The 21,763-nt window shown below is 64.7% G+C and carries 14 protein-coding genes; 6 read left to right on the top strand and 8 right to left on the bottom strand.

The window, feature by feature from the left end; genetic code table 11:
- Positions 1–18 precede the first annotated feature (18 nt).
- Together HNR11_RS07695 and HNR11_RS07690 are read right to left on the bottom strand one after the other, a co-directional pair.
- The gene (locus HNR11_RS07695) at positions 19–1,563 is read right to left on the bottom strand and encodes a zinc-dependent metalloprotease (protein ID WP_179441814.1); all 1,545 of its coding nucleotides are present in this window, start codon (positions 1,561–1,563) and stop codon (positions 19–21) included.
- A gap of 169 nt (positions 1,564–1,732) precedes the next feature.
- Positions 1,733–2,806, bottom strand: coding sequence for a hypothetical protein (locus tag HNR11_RS07690; protein WP_179441813.1), 1,074 nt, complete (start codon positions 2,804–2,806; stop codon positions 1,733–1,735).
- A gap of 73 nt (positions 2,807–2,879) precedes the next feature.
- Here HNR11_RS07690 and HNR11_RS07685 point away from each other — a divergent pair, with 73 nt between their 5' ends.
- The 3 genes from HNR11_RS07685 to HNR11_RS07675 all read left to right on the top strand — a co-directional run bounded on the left by HNR11_RS07685 (position 2,880) and on the right by HNR11_RS07675 (position 6,528).
- Positions 2,880–3,419, top strand: a complete 540-nt coding sequence (locus HNR11_RS07685) for a M48 family metallopeptidase (RefSeq protein WP_179441812.1) — start codon at positions 2,880–2,882, stop codon at positions 3,417–3,419.
- A 235-nt stretch (positions 3,420–3,654) separates the two neighbouring features.
- Positions 3,655–5,277: an AbgT family transporter gene (locus HNR11_RS07680; RefSeq protein WP_179441811.1), complete on the top strand. Its 1,623-nt coding sequence runs from the start codon at positions 3,655–3,657 to the stop codon at positions 5,275–5,277.
- A 105-nt stretch (positions 5,278–5,382) separates the two neighbouring features.
- Positions 5,383–6,528 (top strand): M20 family metallopeptidase, encoded by a 1,146-nt coding sequence (locus tag HNR11_RS07675; protein ID WP_343050617.1) that lies wholly within the window; start codon positions 5,383–5,385, stop codon positions 6,526–6,528.
- Between the two features lie 110 nt (positions 6,529–6,638).
- On the opposite strand, the gene HNR11_RS07670 is transcribed toward HNR11_RS07675, so the two are convergent.
- On the bottom strand, positions 6,639–8,828 hold the full coding sequence (locus HNR11_RS07670; RefSeq protein WP_179441810.1) for an ATP-dependent DNA helicase UvrD2: 2,190 nt from the start codon (positions 8,826–8,828) through the stop codon (positions 6,639–6,641).
- A complete protein-coding gene (nudC, locus tag HNR11_RS07665) occupies positions 8,825–9,907 on the bottom strand; it encodes an NAD(+) diphosphatase (RefSeq protein ID WP_179441809.1) in 1,083 nt (360 codons plus the stop codon). Before nudC ends, HNR11_RS07670 begins: the two co-directional genes overlap by 4 nt.
- A gap of 167 nt (positions 9,908–10,074) precedes the next feature.
- On the opposite strand from nudC, the gene HNR11_RS13875 reads away from it, so the two are divergent.
- From HNR11_RS13875 to HNR11_RS07650, 3 genes are all read left to right on the top strand, one after another.
- A complete protein-coding gene (locus HNR11_RS13875; protein ID WP_343050616.1) occupies positions 10,075–11,802 on the top strand; it encodes a phosphotransferase in 1,728 nt (575 codons plus the stop codon).
- A 219-nt stretch (positions 11,803–12,021) separates the two neighbouring features.
- Entirely contained in the window at positions 12,022–13,269 is a 1,248-nt protein-coding gene (locus HNR11_RS07655; RefSeq protein ID WP_179441808.1) for an MFS transporter, read from the top strand.
- Between the two features lie 49 nt (positions 13,270–13,318).
- Positions 13,319–14,023: a TenA family protein gene (locus tag HNR11_RS07650; RefSeq protein ID WP_179441807.1), complete on the top strand. Its 705-nt coding sequence runs from the start codon at positions 13,319–13,321 to the stop codon at positions 14,021–14,023.
- A gap of 40 nt (positions 14,024–14,063) precedes the next feature.
- On the opposite strand, the gene HNR11_RS07645 is transcribed toward HNR11_RS07650, so the two are convergent.
- The 4 genes from HNR11_RS07645 to HNR11_RS07630 form a co-directional block, all read right to left on the bottom strand.
- Positions 14,064–16,142 carry an AIPR family protein gene (locus HNR11_RS07645; protein ID WP_179441806.1) on the bottom strand — a complete coding sequence of 693 codons (2,079 nt, stop codon included), beginning with the start codon at positions 16,140–16,142 and terminating at the stop codon, positions 14,064–14,066.
- 2 nt (positions 16,143–16,144) lie between these two features.
- Entirely contained in the window at positions 16,145–17,122 is a 978-nt protein-coding gene (locus HNR11_RS07640; RefSeq protein ID WP_179441805.1) for a PD-(D/E)XK motif protein, read from the bottom strand.
- A complete protein-coding gene (locus HNR11_RS07635) occupies positions 17,115–19,946 on the bottom strand; it encodes a Z1 domain-containing protein (protein ID WP_179441804.1) in 2,832 nt (943 codons plus the stop codon). The genes HNR11_RS07640 and HNR11_RS07635 overlap by 8 nt, the downstream gene beginning before the upstream one ends.
- 72 nt (positions 19,947–20,018) lie before the next feature.
- Positions 20,019–21,494, bottom strand: a complete 1,476-nt coding sequence (locus tag HNR11_RS07630; protein ID WP_179441803.1) for an ATP-binding protein — start codon at positions 21,492–21,494, stop codon at positions 20,019–20,021.
- Between the last annotated feature and the right edge of the window lie 269 nt (positions 21,495–21,763).

The raw sequence follows: 21,763 nt of genomic DNA, 5'->3' as shown, positions 1-21,763 counted from the left end.
CCGCACAGGAAGATGACGTCAGGCCCCCGGGGACTTGCCGTCATACCCGCCGTCAAGCAGCTTCTGCAGCTCCTCGTCGATCTTGGCGGTCTCCTCCTGACGCTCTGCGCGGCGCTGCTGGAATCCGGTGGGATCGTCGAGGTCCTGCTCGTCCGGCTGGACGTCGGGGTGGCCCCAGACGTCGTCGCGCCCGGACATCCCTTCGGTCTCGCGCAGGTGCGCCCACAGCGCGGCGGCGTCGCGCAGCCGGCGCGGCCGCAGCTCCAGTCCGACCAGCGCCGCGAAGGTGTCCTCGGCCGGACCTCCGGAGGCGCGGCGGCGGTTCATGGTCTCGCGCAGCCGGGACATCGACTCCAGATGCTCGGCGGCCTGGGTGACGACGTCGTCCACCCATCCCTCGACCAGCGCCAGAGTGGTCTCGATGCGTTTGAGCGCGGCCTCCTGCATGGGGGTCCGCTCCTCCGGGAAGAGGCCCTCGCCGAGGATGGAGTTCATCGCCTCAGGGTTGCTGGGGTCCATCTGGCTGGCGGCCTCTTCGATCCGACCCATATCGATGTGGATGCCGGCTGCGTACTGACCGACCGCGTTGAAGAGGTCCTGCTCCAGCCAGGGCGCGTTGATGAACAGGCGCATCCGGGCGGCCTCGCGCAGCGCCAGGTAGAGCAGCACCTCGCGCTTGTCCACGCTGAGGCCCTTGCCGAACTCGCTCACGTTCTTGGGCAGCAGGGCGGTCGTGTGACCGGCCAGCGGAAGCCCGGTGTCCGAGGAGGAGACGACCTCCTTGGCGAGCGCACCCACGGCCTGGCCCAGCTGCATGCCGAAGGCCATCCCGCCCATGGACTCGATCATGCCGGTGATCTGCTGCGCCCCGGCGCCGCCCATCATGGACTCCAGCTCCGGGGGAAGGCCCGATCCGGACTCTCCGAGCTGATCCTTCATGGCGCTGCCCAGCGCCTTGGCGACCGATTCCGCCACCGGTTCGGTGAGCCGCTTCCAGGACTCGAAGGTCTCCTCGACCCACTGCGCGCGGGACCAGGCCTGACCGATCTGTCCGGCACTCTCAAAGCTGGTGGCCCCATCGAGCCACATGTCAGCCAGGCGCAGGGCGTCGTCGATCTCCTTGCGCTCGGCTGCGGAGACGCTGGGATCATCCCCGGCGGCGGCCTGGCGCGCTGCCTGGCGAGCCATGGACCAGTTCACCGGGCCCTTGTCCTCCTCGGAGGGGTTCTGCATGGCCGAGAACATGGACTGCACCTGACCCATGATCTGCTGCATCATCTGCGGGTTCATATCCGCCATGCCGGGGATCTGCGAGGGGTCGAAGCCGGGAGGGAAGCCGGGGAACCCGCCCTGGTCGCCAGTGCCTGCCGCGCCGCCTGCGCCGGGGGTGCCGGTGAAGCCGATGCTGGGGCCGCGCTTGGTTGCGTCGTCGGCTTCGGCGTCCTCGCCGGGGGTCTGACCGGGCATCTGCCCGCCGAAGAGCTGTTTGAAGAACTCCTCCATGGGGTCACGTGGGTCTTCCCCGTTGCCCTGGTCGTTGTTGCCGGAGTTGTTCTGGCTCATCGGACGCTCCCTGTGGTGATCCTGGTTCGGCCTGAGAGATTCCAGCGTATCCACGCTGGCTCGGTGCTGTCTGTATGGGCGCGGTCAGTTCGCCACCGGATGAAGTCTTCGGTCTGCATTGACGATGACCGGCGGAGCTTTCCTGCGACTCGGGTGGTCTCTGCAGGGTCTAGCCGGTGGCGTGCAGCCGGCAGTCACATTCCGGGTGCGGCTGCACCGGATGCAGATCCAGCTGTCCGGTCTGCGTGGAGACGGTGATCACCCGGGTGGCGGTCTGCGGCGTGAACTCAGCATCGATCGCGAGCTGGATCTCTCGGGTGATCAGGCTCGCGAGGACCGCGGCGCACTGTGGCGCACCCGAGGTCGGGGACTCCACCAGGGGCGGTGCTCCCAGGGTCGCAGGTGTCGCGGTGGGGTTGCGGGGTGGCGCGGATTCTGTTGCGAGGGCGGTCTGCACCGCCTCCCAGTAAGGGTCCTCCGCGCGGCCGTGCAGCAGCAGGCACCGGGGACACGGTCCGTGTGCGCGGCTGAGCAGCGGCCCGATCCGCCACTGGCCGCGCTCCTGCACCACGGGAAGCACCAGCTGGGCGGTGGCCGCGGCGTCGAGCAGGCGACTCGGGGCGACGGCGCGGCGCGCGAAGATCACGTGGACATCCACCGGTTCCTGCGGCCGGGATGCGGCGGGACGTGTTGCGGGGGCGGGGGTTGCGGGAGGGATGGCGGCGGCGGGAGGGGTGGCAGGCGCGGTGGCCACGGAGCAGAGCAGGACCACGGCCTCGGGGTCCTGGCGCAGGCAGAGTCGGCGCACCGCGCTGGCCCGGGAGTGCCCCACCGCAGCGGCGGGGTACCCGGACGATACGTCGTGGCGATCCACCGGGTGCTCATCATGCAGCAGCAGCGCACCCAGCTTCAGCAGGGTCAGCTGCTCGGCGAGCAGGGCAGCGGGGCGGGGCAGTCCCTCGATGAGTACAGCAGCGAGTCCACGGCGGGCGCGCACCCGGACCGCGGGGCCGTCTCCCGGTGGGAAGGGGGCACGAGGGGCGGTTGTGTCGGGGAGCTGGGCGGCGCCGTCGTTCTCAACCGCCTCCTCGGAGGGGCTGCTGGTGCGCTCCTGGAGTCGCCTCAGCGTCTGCTGGGCGGGTCCGATGATCCTCACGGCACGGTCCTCGGCGCCGAGCTGGACCGTGCGCTGATCCAGCACCAAGATGTCTTCCCATTCCGCGAGCGCGGCCCAAGCGTCCATGTCCTTATGGTGCCAAGCCTGCGCAGCCCTGGCTGGGTTTTCCACAGTCTCGGGCCGGGCTAGGCTCCTTCTCATGGCGTCGCGGCAGCTTCAACAGCAGATCACGGTGGATGGGCACGAGGTGCTGGTGGTCCGCTCGGCCCGCCGCACCCGGACGATCACCGCGGATCAGGTGGCCGGGACTCTGCGGCTGCGGGTCCCGGTGCGGCTGAGCCAGCGTGAGGTCGAGGACCATGCCCGGGCGTTCCAGAAGAAGCTCGCCCGGCGGGCGGCGCGGCGGCCTCGCAGCGACGAGGAACTGCTGCAGCGTGCGCGCGCCCTCTCGACGCGCTACTTCGACGGGGTCCCGCAGCCTGAGGCGGTGAGCTGGTCGACCCAGCAGCATCAGCGCTGGGGCTCCACGACCTCGACCACCGGGACCATTCGGCTCTCTTCGCGGCTGCGCGAGATGCCCGCCTGGGTCCAGGATTCGGTGCTGGTCCACGAGCTTGCGCACCTGATCGAACCCGGTCATGGGCCGCGCTTCAAGGACCTGGTGGCGAAGTACCCGCGCACCGGGGAGGCAGACGCGTTCCTCGCCGGGGTCAGCTGGGCGGACCGCAACGCAAGCTGAGCCCTCCCCTCCCCCTCCCCTCTCTCCCGTTTTACCGGGGCGTACGTGACCTACCGGGGCGACGGTTCAGCGGGTAGACCTCGCAATGCCCGGTAGAACTGAGGACTGTAGAACGGCAGAACTGAGGACTTTTGGGGCAATGCCCAGGCAACCGGCCCTGAACTAGACTGACCGCTCGTTGCCCGGATCCGACCACGAAGTCCCTCCTCAGATCGAGCGGGCAGATGGGAAGCAGATGCCCCAGCAGAGCGTCACCGACCAGGAGCCGCGTCCACCGCAGGAGCGTCGAGCCGGGGTGGTGGTGCGCCTGCTCCGGGTGATCGAGCGGGTCGGCAACCTGCTGCCGCATCCGTTCTGGCTTTTCGTCATCCTCTCCGTGGTGGTGGTCGTCTTCTCGGCGATCCTGGAGGCCTCCGGTCTGGGCGCCGAGAACCCCGCGGACGGCGAGTACATCGCAGTGCAGAGCCTGCTGAACCCCGAGGGCTTCCAACGGATGCTCACGGACGCCGTGGAGAACTTCGTGACGTTCCCACCCCTGGGCCTGATCATCACGGTGATGCTCGGCGTCGCGGTCGCCGAAGGTTCCGGGCTGATCGGGGCCGCCATCCGGGTGATCGTCTCCCGGGTCTCCCGCAAATGGCTGACCTTCACGGTCGCGCTGACCGGGGTCACCGGATCCGTCGCCTCCGATGCGATCTACGTCATCCTGATCCCGCTCGCCGCGGCGGCCTTCAAGGCCAGCGGCCGCTCGGCGGTCCTGGGCGCCGTCGTCGCCTTCGGGGCCGCCTCGGCCGGGTACAACGCCTCACTGCTGATCACCGCCAGCGATCCGCTGCTCGCCGGGATCTCCACCTCCGCCGCGCAGTTGGTCGAGGAGGACTACGTGGTCTCCCCGGTGGCGAACTACTTCTTCTCCGCCGCCTCTGCCGTGGTGCTCGCGCTGGTGGTCACGTTGGTCACCGAGGTGCTGCTGGTGAAGATGACCGAACGGATGCGCCATGAGGAGGACGCCTCCGGCGGCGCGGCGACGGCGGTGCTCTCTGCTGGACGCGAGAGCGCCGAAGACGGCGCCATCACCGACGACGCCGAGCTGCTGAGCTACAGCCGCCGTGAGGTCTCCGCCCTGAAGGCCTCGCTCCTCGCCCTGGCGGTCTTCCTGGTCGTCTACTTCACGCTGCTGTTCCTCCCGGCGTCACCCTTCCGCGGAGAGGGCTCCGACGTCCTGGAGTCTGCCCTGCTGACCGACGTGGCCGTGCCGATCGCGCTGGCGTTCCTGGTCGTGGGCATCACCTACGGCATCAAGGCCGGCACGATCACCCGACCCGGCGACATCCCCGAGCTGATGGCACGCTCGATCAAGGAGCTCTCCGGGGTCATCGTGCTCTTCTTCGCCGCCGCGCAGTTCATCGCCTACTTCGGCTGGTCGAACATGGGCACCGTGCTGGCCATCGAGGGCGCCCAGGTGCTCGAGCAGCTGGACCTGCCCGCCGGGGTGCTCTTCGCCGGGGTGGTGCTGCTGGTGGCCACCTTCAACTTCGCGATCACCTCCGGCTCCGCGCAGTACACCCTGATGGCCCCGGTGCTGGTGCCGATGCTGATGCTGGTGGGCACCTCCCCGGAGGTCACCCAGATGCTCTTCCGGATCGGGGACTCCCCCACGAACATCATCTCCCCGATGAGCCCCTATTTCGCGCTGGTGCTGGGCTACCTGCAGCGCTACTACCCGAAGGCCGGGGTGGGCACACTGATCTCACTGACACTGCCGGTGGCGGTCGCACTCCTGGTCTCCTGGTTCCTGTTCTTCATGCTGTGGTGGGCGATCGGGATTCCGCTGGGCCCTGGGGTCCCGGTCCGCTGATCGACTCGCCTGTACACCCGCTCACCTCGAAGAAGGAGACCCATCATTCCTGAGAACCTGACACGCGCCGACACGCCCGCCCCGAGCGCAGCTGGGCTGCGTACCGTGGAGCAGTTCATCACCGAGCATCTCGACGACGTGCTGGAGGATCTGCGGCGGATCGTGCACTGCGAGACACCGAGTCAGGACAAGACCCTGCTCGACGCCGGCCTCGCCGAGATCCGCGCGCTGGCCTGCGAGCGGCTGGGAGAGCCCGCGCATGAGGCGAGGACCCCCGGCGGTGCGTTCGGTGATGTGCTGGAGCTGCGGTGGCCAGGCTCCTCCGTGGAGGCCGAGCAGCCGGTGACCTCGGTGTGCCATTACGACACGGTCTGGCCGGCGGGCACCCTCAGCGTCTGGCCGATGAGCATCGAGGGTGACCGGTTGACCGGGCCCGGGGTGCTGGACATGAAGTTCGGGATCGTGCAGACCCTCTGGGCGGTCCGCGCCCTGCGCTCCGCCGGGATCCCGCATGCGCCGCTGCGGCTGCTGCTGACCGGGGATGAGGAGATCGGCTCGGTGGCCGGGCGTCCGGTCATCGAGGCCGCCGCCGCGGATTCTCGGGTGACCCTGGTCCCGGAGCCCAGCGCGTCAGGGCAGCCGAAGGACCGCCGGAAGGGCATGGTCTTCGCCGACGTCACGGTCCACGGTGTGGAGGCCCACGCCGGGCTGGAGCCGGAGAACGGCGCCAGCGCGGTGCACGCACTGGCCGTGCTGGTCCCGCAGATCGTCGCCCTGGCCGCCCCGGAGCGGGGCACCACCGTCAACGTCGGGACCCTGCAGGGCGGGACCGGCCGGAATGTGGTCGCAGGTCAGGCGCAGTGCCTGGTCGACGTGCGGGTCACCGAGACTGCCGAGCAGGAGCGGGTGGCCGATGCGCTGCGCGCGCTGAGCCTGCCGGAGCCCTACCGCTCCGATGAGCGGCTGCGTCTGGAGCTGGACGTGGATGCAAACCGCCCGCCGATGAATCCCACCCCCGCCTCGGAGGCTGCGATGGCGCAGCTCAAGCAGGTCGCTGCCGCGCTGGGGCGTGAGCTGGCCCCGCGGATGGTCGGCGGCGCCTCGGACGCGAACTTCATCTCTGCGCTGGGACTGCCGGTGCTGGACGGGCTCGGCGCCGTCGGCGAAGGTCCCCACGCCTGGCACGAGCACATCCTGATCTCCGGGATCGCTCCGCAGACAGCCCTGCTGGCGGGCATGCTCACCGAGTAGCCCCGCCCCCTTTCGCGTTTTACCGGGCTCTCCGTGATCTACCGAGACCACCGTCCGGCCGGTATTTCACGGAAGGCCCGGTAAAACGCCAGACGGAGGGACCGCGCGGGTCAGGCCTCTTTGAGGATCTCGCGGAGCCGGTCGCCGTGCTTCTCGAGCTTGCGCTCCCCGATGCCGGGGACCTTCAGCAGCGCCTCGTCGGAGGTGGGTCGGCGCTCGGCGATGACCTCTAAGGTGGCGTCGGTGAAGATCACGAAGGCGGGCACCTCGAGCTCTTTGGCATACTCGCTTCGCCAGGTGCGCAGCTTCTCGAAGAGCGCCTCGTCGTAGCGGGCGGGGCAGCTCTCGCAGCGCCGCCGTTTGACCTCGGTGCCGTTGGTGAGCACCTTCCCGCAGGTGGAGCAGGTGGAGGCCTTCTTCTTCCGCCCCGAGGCATTCGGGCTCAGCCCTGCCTCCGGGATGATCTTCCGGCCGGGTTCTTCGAGCCCCATCTCCTTGCGCAGCGGGCGCAGGAACCGTGAGGGGGTGCGTCGGCCGCGTCCCCCGGTGTGCCGGGAGGCCGCGGAGGAGAGGAACAGATGCTTCCGGGCGCGCGTGATCCCGACGTAGAAGAGTCGGCGCTCCTCGTCGACCTCCTTCTGGGTCTTGGCGAAGGTGATCGGCATCAGGCCTTCGGAGAGCCCGGCGAGGAACACCGCCTCCCATTCCAGGCCCTTGGCGGAGTGCAGCGAGGCCAGCGTGACCCCCTCCACGGTCGGGGCATGCTGCGCGGCGGAGCGGTCCTCCAGCTCCGCGATGAAGCTGCGCATCGTGAAATCTTCGCGTTCGGTGGAGAGCTGGTCCGCGAGTGCGACCAGCGCCGCCATGGACTCCCAGCGTTCCCGGACCGCGCCGGTGGCCTCGGGAGCCTTCGCGGAGTAGCCGTGGGAGGAGAGGATGTCGCGCACGCTCTTGGTCACGGCGTCCCCGGCGTCGTCGACCAGCGAGGAGGTGCGCAGCGCCGCGAGCGCCTCACGGACCTCGCGGCGGGAGAAGAACCGTTCCGAGCCGCGCAGCTGATACGAGATCCCAGCGGTGGCCAGGCTCTGCTCGAAGGCCTGGGACTGTCCGTTGGTGCGGTAGAGGATGGCCACCTCGGAGAGCGGCACGCCGTGGTCCTGCAGCGCCTTGATCTCGGAGGCGATCCAGCCGGCCTCGGTGTCATCGTCGGCGTGCTGGATCAGCTTCGGGACCGGGCCGCGCTCGCGCTGGGAGATCAGCTGCAGCGGCTCGGGCCAGGGCGCCGGGTCGCTGAGCTTCACGGACTCCCGGGTGCGGTCGGCGAGCAGCGAGTTCGCCAGCTTCACCACCTCAGGGGTGGAGCGGTAGTCCCGCACCAGTTTGACCAGGTTCGCCTCGGGGTGGCGGCGTTTGAAGCCCAGCAGGTAGTCAGGGGTGGCGCCGGTGAAGGAGTAGATGGTCTGCGCGGCGTCGCCGACCACGCAGATCTCCTCGCGTCCGCCGAGCCAGAGGTCCAGCATCCGCTGCTGCAGCGGGGAGACGTCCTGGTATTCGTCGACCACGAAATGCCGGTACTGCTGGCGCACTTGGGCGGCCACCCGCTCGTCGTCCTCCAGGATGCCCACGTTGAGCAGCAGCACGTCCTCGAAGTCGATCAGATGCTTGTCCAGCTTCACGTCCTCGTAGGACTGATACAGCTTGGCGAAGGTGCGGTGGTCCACTCCCCCGGGCGCGGGCCGGCCGGCGCCTTCGGCGGTGGCGACCTCCAGATAGGACTCCGGGGTCAGCGTGGAGACCTTCGCCCATTCGATCTCACTGGCGAGGTCGCGCAGCGCGGCGCGGTCGGTGGTCACGTGCAGACGGCGCGCGGCCTCAGCCAGCAGCCGGACCTTGTGGTCGAGGATCTGCGGCATGGTTCCGCCGATCGCCATCGGCCAGAAGTACTGCAGCTGGCGCAGCGCGGCGGCGTGGAAGGTGCGGGCCTGGACACCGGGGGCGCCCAGCGAGCTGAGCCGGGAGCGCATCTCCGCGGCGGCCCGGGCGGTGAAGGTCACCGCCAGCAGCCGGTGCGGGTCATAGACCCCGGCGCGGACCCCGTAGGCGATTCGATGCGTGATGGCGCGGGTCTTGCCGGTCCCGGCCCCGGCGAGGATGCACAGTGGGCCGGTCAGCGTGGAGGCGGCCAGTCGCTGTTCCTCGTCGAGCCCGTCGAGGATCGCCTCGGGCGGGGCCGCAGCCAGCTGGGTGGCGGAGAGGGCGTGACCGGTGGAGGAGCTGGAGGAGAAGGCGGGCTGGCTCATCGCGGCTGCTGACCTCGGGGGTGTTGACCTTGCGGGCCGGGCCGGCCGTTCGCGGCATGCGCGCTCGCGCCGTTCGCGGCGGTCAGCGGCCTGGCATCGAAGGCGGCATCGATCTGTTCGCCGTGCCAGCGTTCGATCAGCGCCCGGGAGATGGAGGACCGGGTGGGCAGGCTCACCTCACCGGCCTGGGCGGCCTCGGCGAGCTCGGCGCGGGTGAACCAGCGCACGTCGCGGATCTCGTCCCCATCAGGCCGGGCCGCGGCGGGCTGCTGGGTCACCGCGAAGTGCCCGAGCATCAGTGAGCGCGGGAACGGCCAGGACTGCGAGCCCATATAGCGGATATCAGAGACGACGACGCCGGCCTCCTCCTCGATCTCACGGGCCAGCGCGGCCTCCACCGACTCTCCGGCCTCGACGAACCCGGCGAAGGTGGAGTAGCGGTGGGTCTCCCACCGGTTGCCCGAGCCCAGCAGGATCCGGTCCTCGGGGTCCAGCACGGCGGTGATCACGGCAGGGTCGGTGCGCGGGAAGGTCTGCACCCCGCAGTTCGGGCAGGTGCGTCGCCAGCCGGAGACCTCCACTTCTGTGGCGGTCCCGCAGGAGGCGCAGAACGGGGTGCGGGCATGCCAGGCGGTGATCGCGAGCGCCTGGGTGAGCAGCGCGGCGTCGAGCGGGGTCAGCTGGGACCCGGCGAAGGCCAGGTCCGCCCAGGTGGTGCCGGTGGTCCCCGCGGCGGCGGTCTCGTCGGTTGGCTTGGGGTGGGCCACGGTGACCACATGCACCGGCGCGGCCGCACCGGGTTCAGCGCCGACGTCCGCGTCGGGCAGCTCGGCAGGGTCCACCGCGCCCAGAGCGACGGCCCCCTCGGGCAGCGGACCGGTGGCCGGCTCATAGTCCAACCGGTTCCCGCTGAGCCGGGCGCGGCGACCGAAGAGCCGCAGCACCTGGGTGCCGGGGGCGGACCAGACCTCGTCGAGCCACTCGGGGCGCTTGCGCTGGGCGTCGAGCCGGTCGATCCGGGCCCCGTCCTGGGGCAGGACGAGCAGACCTTCACCAGGGTCCCGGGAGTGCATATGCATACCCTCCACCGTACCGGGCGCGGGACTGCCGGGAGCACCCGGGGCCTGGATGTGGACAGTGAGCATCCCCGCATCCGCAGCGCCCGCGGGAGGGCAATCCGCCGGATTTCGTCAATTCAGCGTGCCCCGGCGCCAGGTAGGGGCTCTGACCCCATACGCTGGTCCTCGTGCGATGGACATCGATGGAACTTGCGGCCCTGGCGACCGCGGCAGTGCCGGGGCTTTCCCCTACCGGCGTGGCTGCGGCCGCTGACGACGCCCGCGACTTCACCTCCGCCGTCGTCATCGACTCCGAAGGTCACCGCTGGCGGATCCGCTCGCCTCAGCATCAGGAGGCGGCGATGCGCCTGGAGACCGAGCTGCAGGTGCTGCGCGGCTTCTCCACCGGCATCCGCGCCGAGCTGCCGTTCCGGGTTCCCTCCGTCGCCGGCGCCGTGCGCCGCGGGGAGATGCGCACCTTCGTCTATAACCACCTGCCCGGCACCTCCTTCGAGCTCAGCGAGCTGGCCCAGCAGTCCCCGACCGTCATCGAGGACATCGGGCGCACCATCGCCGCGATCCACGACCTGGATGAGGCCGTGGTGGACAACGCCGACCTGCCCCGATACTCGGCCGAGCGGTACCGCCAGCGTCGACTCAACGAGCTGGACCAGGCTGCGACCACCGGGGAGATCCCTGCGCTGCTGCTGCGCCGCTGGGAACACGCCATGGAGGACCGCGAGCTGTGGCGCTTCACCCCGGCCGTCACCCACGGGGATCTGCACGAGGATTCGCTGCTGATCGAAGGTGAGCGCGTCATGGCGGTCACCGGTTGGACCGATCTGCACAGCGGGGACCCGGCGGATGACTTTGCCTGGCTCACCGCCGCCGGAGATGTGGAGTTCACCGAGAAGGTGCTCGCGGCGTACCGTCGGCACCGCACCGGTGAGGTCGATGAGCATCTGATGCGCCGCGCCGCGCTGACCGCGGAGTTCGCTCTGGCCCAGTGGCTGGTGCGCGGACACGCCAGCGAGAACCCGGAGATGATCGCCGAGGCGAAGAGTCTCCTGGAGCAGCTGAAGGTGGACATCGAGACTTACGGCGGGCAGCCGATCGCGCTGACCCCGCTGGAGGGTGAGGAGCCTGCTGCAGCGGCCGAGGTCCAGGATTCGCGTCCCGTGGCTCGGGCCGGTGCCGCGGCGACCGTGGCCGACACCGGTGAGTGGGCGGAGTCCGGTGAGGACGACGACGAGCCCGCCGTGATCACCGATGCCGGTGCCGAGCAGACCGGCCAGGACCGCGGTCACCACCCCGACCACGACTCCGACAGTGACCATGTCCACCACCAGGGCGTCAGTGAGGATGACGGTGCGACGGGCAAGGTCCCCGCGTTCGCGGCGCGTCCGTTGCCCGGAGATGAGCCCACCGGTTCAACCCCGGTGGTCAGCGATCAGCGGGTCGCCCATCAGCCGGTCGCCGATCAGGCTGCCGCCTACGAGCCGCTTCCCGAGCAGATCTTCGAGGAGGAAGACGAGGGCGACCTGCCGATTCACCCCGACGCCGCCTCTGAGCGTCGAGCGAAGGAGAAGCACTTCTTCCCTGGCGTCGGCTCGGCCAGCTCAGCGGCCTCCACGGGCTCTGCCTCCTCGGCCCAGTCGGCCCGTTCGGCACAGTCCGCACAATCGGCCGCCTCGGCCCAGTCTGTGGCCCCGGTCGCCGATGACTACCCGCAGTCCAACGAAGCGGCAGCATCTCCAGCCTCTTCTGCGTCCCCATCCTCATCTGGCTCACCGAACTCACCTGAATCACCGGACTCCCCAGCGTCTGCCGATTCGCCCGCCTCCCCGGAGACCGATGAGCACGGCGACGAGTCGATCTACCAGCGGCACCCGGGCCTGCGCCCGCCGACTGGTTGAATCTCCTGGCAGCGTCTCCTCACCGCCGAGGACCCGCATGCCCAGGATGATTGCACACGGGTGCCTCGACGGTGAGGCGCTGTGCCATGGTCGGGAATGATCCCCGCCGCGGCGCAGTTGTCGGGTGAGTGTCTCCCCCGGCGTCCGGGTTTGGCAGGCTTCATGCGCGCTGTGACAGGTGCGCTCTCCCCTTGACCGGCTGCAGCACAGGATGACGATATGACCACGGCGGAACAGACCCCAGCGAACGCACCTGCGACGGGCGCGACCCCGGCCAAGCCGAAGTACACCCGCAGGCAGGTGGCGCTGGCCATCGTCGCGCTGTCCATCGGTGGCTTCGCAGTCGGGGTCACCGAGTTCGCGATCATGGGACTCCAGCTGGAGGCGGTGGCCGATCTCGGCATCACTATCCCGCAGGCTGGCATGCTGATCAGCGCCTACGCCATCGGTGTGGTGGTGGGCGCGCCGATCCTCTCCATCCTGGGCGCCAAGCGGGAGCGGAAGTCCTATGCTCTGCTGCTGCTGGGCGTCTTCGTCTTTGGGCACGTGCTGAGCTTCTTCGCGCCGAACTACGAGACCATGCTGCTGGCTCGGTTCCTCTCCGGACTCCCCCACGGCGCGTATTTCGCCGTGGCGGCGTTGATGGCGGCGGAGATGGCGGGCCCCGCCAAGCGCAGCCGGGCGATCGCCGTCGTCTTGGGTGGTCTGGCGATCTCCAACGTGCTCGGTGTGCCGCTGGTGACCGCGCTGGGTCAGGCGTTCGGGTGGCGCTGGATGTTCATCTCGGTGATCGTGCTGGCGCTGATCACGATGGTCGCGGTGGCCCGCTACGCCCCGCGGCAGATGCCCCCGGCCAAAGCCACGATGCGGTCGGAGATCAAGGGCCTGAAGAACAAGCGGCTCTGGGTGGGCATCATGCTCGCCGTGGTCGGCTTCTCCGGCATGTTCGCGCTGTACTCCTATATCGCCCCGGTCAGCACCGAGATCACCGGGTTCAGCGAGAGCTCGCTGCCCTGGGTGGTCGGGCTCTTCGGCGCCGGCATGGTGGTCGGCAACTTCGTCGGCGGCTGGGCGGCGGATAAGTCCGTGCTGGGCACCGTGGTGATCGCCATGACACTGGTGGCGGTGTTCATGGTGCTTTTCGCCTCCACGGCACACATCCCGGCGCTGATGCTGATCTTCCTCTTCCTGGTCGGGGTCTCGGCCAGCGCGTTGGGCCCGTCGATGCAGACCCACCTGATCGACACCGCACCGGATGCACCCCAGCTGGCAGCCTCCCTGCACCATTCCGCGTTCAACGCCGCCAACGCTCTGGGAGCCCTGGTGGGCGGCCAGGTGATCGCCGCAGAGATGGGTCTGCGCGCCCCGAGCTATGTCGGGGCCGGCGCCGCCGTGCTGGGCGTGATGGTCGCGCTCTACGCGATCCACCTGACCCGGAAGATGAAGACTCCGCGGACTGCGATCTAGTCGCTTCACGCTGCTGAGGTGCGCTGAGCCAGGTGAGTAGGCTGAGTCCATGAGTTCCCCCACCACCTTCTCCACCACCACCGCCGACGTCGCCGCGGACAGTTTCGCCGGAGCGCTGCGGCTGGCCACGGCCGAAGACTGGGACGCCTCGGTGAACCATCGGTTCGTTGACGAGCTGTTTGACGGGACGCTCAGCGATGAGGTGCTGGCTCGCTATCTGGTGCAGGACTACCAGTTTTTCGACGCCTTCATCGCGATGCTGGGCGCCTGCGTGGCCACCACCGATTCCAAGCCGGCGCGGCTGCGCTTCGCTGCTCAGCTCGGGATGCTCGCCGCTGATGAGGATGGATACTTCCAGCAGAGCTTCGCCGAGCTGGGCGTGCCCGATTCGGATGTCGTCAGTCCGGATCTTGCCGCGCCCACGGAGGAGTTCATCGCCCAGATGTGGGAGGTGGCTCGGTCCAGAGACTACGCAGACCTTCTGGTGGTGCTGGTGATCGCGGAGTGGCTGTACCTGGACTGGGGCCAGCGCGATCTGCCCCTGCCCGAGGCGTCGAAGCACCGGGGCTGGATAGACCTGCACCGCGGGGAGGACTTCCGGGCGTGGACCCAGTTCCTGATCGATGAGCTGAACCGAGTGGCCCCGCCGCTGGCGTCTGACGACGGTGCACGATTGTCCGCACGGTGGAAGCGGATCGTGGCGATCGAGCGGGCGTTCTTTGATGCGGCGTACGCGTCGTCATACTTTGACTGAGACCGCCGGGCCCGCTCTGCCCACGACCAGCCACTCTTGGTCAGGCCCGGAAGCCCTCTTTCTCGGCCTTCTTCAGGAGTGATGACAGGACTTTACCCTGGGATTCCGTCACATAGTTCTTGGTGACCATGGCACGCAGTACGCCGGTTTCTTTCTCGGACAGCGCGAAGTTCTGCCCGGTGAACTCTTTGAGTGCAGGCCAAGTCTTTGGATCAACCTTGAAAAGATCGAAGTAGCCCAGCAACTTCGACTCTTCGACCCGCTCCTCCTTGGCCGCCGCAATCTCTACCGCGCGTTCCGCCTCTGAGACGACTACATCCTCTGCGGTTTCAAAATACTCAAGGGGAGTATCGCGGAAGGTCGTCCAGCAGAGGTCCTGCTTGGCCCACTGCGTGACGTTTTCCTGAGGCCTGTCGGCGCGCGTGAGATGCTCGCGAGCAGCCTCACATGCGACGTCAATATTCTCCATGACGCGCGCGTCGCAGGATTGCTCTCGCCAGATAGCTCCCAGATCGATCAGGTGCTCGTCGAACATGTCCTGGAGATCGTAGAAGAACTTGCTCATTCCATAAGCGACGATGTTGGCCAGGTAGCCAGTCGTGTACCACGCGGCCTCCTGTACGTGGCTCCGCGTGCTGCGGAACAAGATCAAGCGGGCGATCAGATCACGGTAGTAGGCGTCGTTGAACTGGGACTCGTCACGATTCCATTCTTTGGCGATCAACTCTGAGAAATACAAGAAGCTGGACTGGGCTCCCTTACTCACCACCTGAGGCGCGAATCGCCAGATGTTCTCGACCTTGGCGACCTCAAGCTTGTCGAACTTCTGGCTCTTAGGATTATGAGCGTCGAACTCGCGGACGCGTGCACCGAATGTTCGAGCCCGCGCATTCTCGTATGCTCCTCTGGTTCTTTCGTAGAACCACCGGGTGTCGTACTGAACCTCTTGGGAGGGTGCGAGGACGTGTCGGCTTTGGCGGTCCAGCAACTTCTGGAAGGGTGAATTAGATGAGAAGTCTGACAGATTGACCTTGTTCTGACTGTTGGCGTAGCGAGCGATATCGGGAACGATCTCAGATGCACGCTCGTCATCGACCACTACAAGCTTCACCTGAACTGAGGCTCCATCGAGATTTGCGAGTTTTTCAGGATTTCGCTTCTTGTTCTGGTTGGCGAAGTACCACATAGAGGCCGTCGTCTGGCCCCCATTCACGATCTGCCAATCTTTCAAAGACTTGATTCGGAGCGCGCCAGCATGTTGCTCGAGCGTGACATCTGTGGCCGTGGTTGTCAGACCGTTGTTGAAGGCGAGGAACATGCCCGGGTCGTTGTTGAGCGTCCATTGGATACCCTTGTTCACATTTCCTCGGGCGCTCAGGAAGCCGCGCACATTGGACTCGAGAACCCGTGATCCGAAATCGTCATAGATGGAAGCCAGATGACGCCCCGAGATCGTGAAGAGGTAAGTTTTGATGCCCTCCTCCGTGGTCCCGCCGTGCACACACGGCACGCCCTCGCCTTCCTCCCCCAGGACGATTTCGATCGGCTCCCGCTGCGAGCTGGAACTAACCGTGTTGTGCAGGCGTGCCGCGTCCCAGACCCGGAAAGTCATCGTTGCGCCGCCGATGGTCGCAGGCTCAAAGGACAGCTGTTTCACACCCTGTGTGGCGCTCGCATTGCTGACCACCTCAACGCGGTAGCGATCCGTGTCCGAGGATCTATCTCTGAAGTACTCTGCCAACTCGTAGGCGGGGGCGCTTTCCTCCAAGTGTGGCTGCAGGTCCCCTGCTGTAGCAAGCCTCACGAACTGCTCAGCACCAGCAACTGCGCGGTCAATGTCGGTCTTCTTGAGCGAAGAATCGACGTCTGGCGTATTCAGGACCACAACGATAGAGGTAGTTCCGTCAACGGGATCCTCACCGACCGCCTCGATTGCCAGCTGGCGATTCCTCACACCCCTGGTGCGGGCGTGGAACACCTGGAGGTCCTGGACTATCTCAAGTTCCTCAAGAAGATCACACAGCACGAGACCTATGGCCTCTTCGAAGGTGGTCAGGTCCGTCTCGGCTCGGGTCCGTCCATCGTTCACCAGACCTGCCTGAAACTGGGAGAAATCCATATTCACATCCTCTTCGAGATTGACGCGTGCGGCAGTTCAGGAACTTTGTATGGAGCCAGATCATTGGTGCGTATCTGGTACTTGACCCGAGAGACCCCGGCGTGGAGGTCTCCCGGCACTATGCGCGGCGCTCCGTCTCGCACCTCGTAGTAGTCGATAGAGGTCAATTCGATCGCGACATCTTCGTACCTACGATCCAGGCGGTCGAAATGCACTGCATCCAGTTTTTGATGGAACAGCTGAACGGAGCCGTCGTCACGCAGTTTGGATTCAATCTGATGCACAACTTCAGGCAGCGTGGTCCCCGATCGAGCGTCCTGGACGATGGCGGCCCTGACACATGCCAGATAGAGCGACATATCCTTGGACTCGAGCTGATCCTCGTTGCTGATGTGGAGCTTCTCCGAGTGCGGCGCGGTGGCCTTGCATTCAATTTGATAGAGCCCGGGAAGTGTGAAGTCATGATCAGACCCTCCGGGCCCTGTCCAGGAAGGGATTGGCTCGGAGCCCGCCAGACCACGATCCAGAATGACACCGAGCACCTCGAGTTCGCCGAAGAGACCGATCATTTCCTCGTCGGACAATAGGTCACGACGCGCGGCAAACGCGGTGCGCCAGGCTCCCAGCGTGGATTCGACATGCACGAGTGCTGTTTCCTGATTGGCTTGCCCAAGTCTTCGGGCAAGATCACGAAAAAAGGGGGCAGCCTGCTCTGATGCCCCCTGTTCACGCTCGACCACGTCCAGAACCCAACCGTCGCTCACTCTTCGCACATCGCAGCGGACTAGCTGCAGTGTCGTGGCGATCCTTGGACGAGTGTCGAGCGCTATACGGAGACCCACTCGGTTGCTTCCAAAGTTCTGGAACCGCAAGTCAAGAAACTCCGCATGTACGCGTTTGCCAACCCCCGCGCTTTTGCTTCGCAGTTCCTCTGCCTGAACAACGAACCAATCCAGCGGGGGAGTCTCGAAGTCATTCATCTCGTTCCTCATCTCCCATTACGCGATCCTCTGAATCAAGTCCCGCCTCTCGCAGCCAAATCTGATTTACGACATATCTCACGTTCGGGACACCCTCCACGATCGCACCGAGTTCGTCCCGAAGGGCCGGGAAGGCCAGCTTGAGACCCAGTACCCCGTCTTCGGGCCCAATCGAGAGATCGGAGTTCGGCCGGCGTGCCTGAATCGGGTAAACGAGGAGAATCGGCCTATCGATCGTCTGCAAGACCTCCGATTCGGAGAGCTTGCGCTTCTTTGTTGTGTCCACTGCCTCCTCGAGCAACTCCTCCTGCCTCCTAAGGAGGACATCAGCCCATCTAGAATCTGGGCCGTTACGAAGACTCCGGGCTGCTGTAACGAGATTCTCCCCTGAAGCAACACGACTATTGGCAAATTTGATATGCGGCCGAGGACTATCACTTATGAGATTCGCTTGATTGCGCTGGTTGGCAAAGACCTTGCCATATGGACTTAGCTCATCAACCGGACTTCCTTCTCCAGATATGACCACGACGTCCCATATTTCTCCCTCTTCATGATTCATAGACCGCACGTAGTCGGAGACAAACGAACCAGTGAGCGAGTTGCGAGCAAAGTTTGTGTCGACTGGTCCCGGAACGAAACTCGAGAAAAAGTCTTCTACGACCAGGCGCCCGACACGCGAATAGGCGAGAGCTGAGGTCGCACCTACCTGCGACTTTTCCGCAGGCAGTCCAGGATCAGACATTTCATTTTCACAAGCAACGACGAGATCGAGTAATGCTCGCCGATTGGCCGCGCCGGCTTCTTCGTGGATCGCAGCCGTCTTCGTTTCTACAGACAACTTATCGAAGGCCAGGTTCACTTCCGCACTATCGGCGTGGCGCATCTTGTTCGCTGCTGTGACCTTAAGTGCCTCAGGGTGCTTCTGGATCTTGAGACCAAAATCCTCGGGCGTCATTTCAAGCCTTCTCATGCGACTCACATCTTTTCTGATGTCCTCCAACGCTTCAGCGGTGAAGAGGAACCACTCCATCACCTCGAGTGGAAGCCAGATTCGAACAAGATCCTTGTATGAGTCTCTATAACCGAACCAACGACCCATCTGCAGAAGCGTGTCAGACAACTGGGTACGCTGGTAGAAGTAGCTGACCACGAGGCCTTCAAGCGTAAGACCGCGAGACAAGATGGCACCGCCAACGGCTATGTATCGGCGTCCTCGGTCACTGTGACTTCGCGCCCTGGCGTCTGCCCCTTCGGCTCGCTGCTTCGCGGTATCGCCGTTTACGAGCTCCGCTTCTATGACTTCAGCCGCATCGGGGAGGGCTGCGAAGACCTCCTCCCACGAATAGTCTAGATCGGCATACTCCCTCGCCCAGGCATCTCTGAGCCGGAGGACCGCTTCCGGTGCTTGATCATCGCGAGCGGGCGCTGCTCCGACGTTGCGCACCACGCTGGCGATACTCTCGACGTGCTCCTCCACCAGGTCGTGCACCTGCCTCTGAACACCCTTGAAGCGACTCACGTTGACCAGCATGGAACGAGTGGACTTGATTCCACCCCGCAAGTTCGTCACAGCGCAAGACACGATAAAGGCATCGATTGCCTCTAATAGACTGTCTGGAAGCTGGGGCACCTTGTGGGTCGACTTATGTTTGAACGGAAAGCTTCCCTCAGCATCTTCGACTTGGTTTCTGGCGTGCAACGACTTATTATTCTCGAAATACTCTTTTGCTCCGCTGTAATTATTTGGAGCGTAGAGCGAATACACAAAATGCCGTGGAAAAAGATCACCATTGGAAGACGGGTCCGTGAGAACATTGGCAAACGGGGTCGCAGTGAAACCAATGTAAGTAGAGCGTTGCGAAGTCTCCAGGATCGAGCGAATCGCCCTATTGACAGCCGTAGCCTCCTCCTGGTCTTTTTTATTCGTATTGACCGACGCATAGTCAGACTCGTCGTCTATGAACATCGTAGGAAGTTCCAAGACTCCATTATTGGAGGCCTTTTTTAACCACGCTGCAAGGTTTTTGAGGATGCTCGAGTTCTTTTTAACAACTAGTACCACTGGAGCGGAAACACTGTTATCTAGGTCTCCAAGCTGCAGAGCACGGCGTGAACTCGCAACGAAGTCGGTCTCAGTCGTCGTCACAGAGATTATGGAGTTGCGGTCCCGCAATGGACCTACGCCGACAAGCCGGTCCCCCTTTAGATTTCGACCATCGAGATCAATTGACCTGCGCCCAATAAATCCCTCGTCCACACGGTCCTGAGTCTGCGAACGCAGGTCCTCGGTGTGACCACCCACGACAACAAATAGGCGATATCCCGCGTCAGCAGCCATATTCATCAAACCGACGAAATTCGAGGTTTTTCCCGACTGGACATCACCCATGACCAGACCCCTGCGCTGCCAGTGCCCCTCCTCCCGAGGATCCCCAACAAGCTCGAGAATGTTCTTGACGTCTTCCTCGAGTGTTGTGAGCATTTTCGGTGGGCGACCCTGCTTCTGCAACAGTCGCTTGTAGGTGTTCCAGTATTCCCAGTCGCGACCAGCATCCGCCCAGGCATCGCCAATCCAGGGTCGATAGTACGACGCGACTGCTTCTCCGATGGTCTGCGTCGTATTCACCCGTGTCAGCAGTTCCCTGGTGACTGAGTCCAGAACGCCATCACGGTCGCCATGACCTAGGTCTCCTGCAAAATCGAGCATATTCGCGACGTTTTGCACCATTCCGCGCAGTTCAAGCTCCGTAGGGATAGCTCCGGCTTTGAGGCCATCCGCCCAGCCGATCACCATGGACGTCAATTGGTTGTACGCGGGCATGTCTTCGAAGCTGCGTGAGAGTCTCGCTCTAACTGTAGAGTCGCTCATGGTTCTTCTACCTCTTTCGTGGCGCTATCGATGGGCTTGTGCCGCACGGGCGATGATCTGCTCTAAATCTCGTCGGCCCGCGAAAGGCTCAATGTGCTGCAGGACCGCCCCGACCGTTTCTGGACTCAGCAAATCGAGCTCAAGGGTTGCAACCACGTCAAGCACGTGTTGGACAAGGGCATCCTGGTGCTCCCGTGCCGGCACCTCGTCATCTATCGACATCCGACGTCTAATATCGCCGTATGGGATCAGTAGTCCGAGATGGCGCAAAGCGCGGACCATCTTGTCCCGCTGAGTCTGCGAGAGATCAGTCAAGGCGTCATCTAGCACTGGATGTTCAATGTTGGGCTCATATCGAAATCCTCCCCGCTCGGTCACCGGGATCCACGCATACTCAACATCTGGGCTAGAAACTCGCCGGCCGCGATAGGAAATTATTCTGCCACTTTTCCTGCTTCCCACTTCGTAGAATCTCGCCAACTGGCGTCGCACTGACGCGGGAGGAACGACTTTGTTCTTCATTACGTCGAGCTGCCACTGGTCGTCTGTGGAGTTGGGCAGGTCCACAAGTATCCTGCTGTGCTTGGTGGAGTCTCGCCGCCCACCAAGGTTGGCCCACCCACCGTGACTGATCAGTCGCCTGTTGCGGTAGAAATAGAATCCTTGAGCTGCGTACATGCCATCCCGGAGGTCCTTACGCTCGGCGTCCGGGCCTGTGATCAAAGATGAGTCGGGCAATGTGAACGCCTGGACCTTGATCGTGTCATTTCCGATCTTTATAGCTTCCGGCGATGTCATCTCCACCGCGCGGTTCTGGCGCAGGAAGGGGTCGATCGGCTGAACGGCGCGACCGTTCAAGACCATGGACAGCCGACCTCGAATATGGTCCTCTGGCGCCAGCAACCGATGAAATGTCAATCCGAGGTGTGCTCTCAATTCAGCAATCACCTCGCCCATTCCTGCAGCGCCGCTCGAGCGGCTCTCCATCAGTCGATCAAGCTTCTGCCAGCAGACCAAGGTTCCGAACTCCTGCTTCGAGAAGTCCTGGAACCCCGGGACTTCACCCAAGTCCGATTCCTCGAGCCGTCTCACAGACCAGTCATCGGACTCCCTTAACTCGTCGAGATCGAATCGAATTCCGTGCGTGACACCATCCCGCCGCGAAATAACTGTCAGACGTCGACACTGTGAAAAGCTGGCGGTCTTCAGGCCGAGACCGAATCGGCCGAGGTCATTCTCACCCCGTGCGTCCACGCTTGATACGGCTGCGAGCTTCAGAGCCTCCACCATCTGGGTGAGTGTCATGCCTTGACCGTTGTCGGATACCCAAAGCCAGGCAGGTTCGTCGCTGACATCACCTCGGATCTCAATCGAGCTTGCGCCTGCATCCAAGCTGTTGTCGACGATGTCTGCGACCGCTACGTCTGAGGTGTAACCCAGTGCCCGCATGCTCTCCATGAGCTTGGGGCTTGGGCGAATCTGAAGATGATTCTCGAACATCAGGCTCCACTTTGGTTATCGGTTCGATCAGTAAGCTAAATCGAATCATACGCATATGACATGTCCCACAGCGGGACCCCTTCTTGGAGTCCATTTTTGCCAAGCACGGCGAGGTGATCACTGACTCGACTGCCTCGGTGGAACCGTTCCGCCCACGTCACGACCTCGGGGCAGTGCTCGAAGGTCGTTGAAGATGTCAGGAACGTAGGGGGCAAACAAGGACAGCGACTCGTGTCCTAGGTCGAAGGTACATTCGAATGAACCCGCAT

It is taken from the genome of Nesterenkonia sandarakina (assembly GCF_013410215.1).
In the GTDB taxonomy this organism is placed as follows: Bacteria; Actinomycetota; Actinomycetes; order Actinomycetales; family Micrococcaceae; genus Nesterenkonia; species Nesterenkonia sandarakina.
Note: the sequence above shows the minus strand (reverse complement) of the source record. Positions and strands in the feature narration are given on the sequence as shown.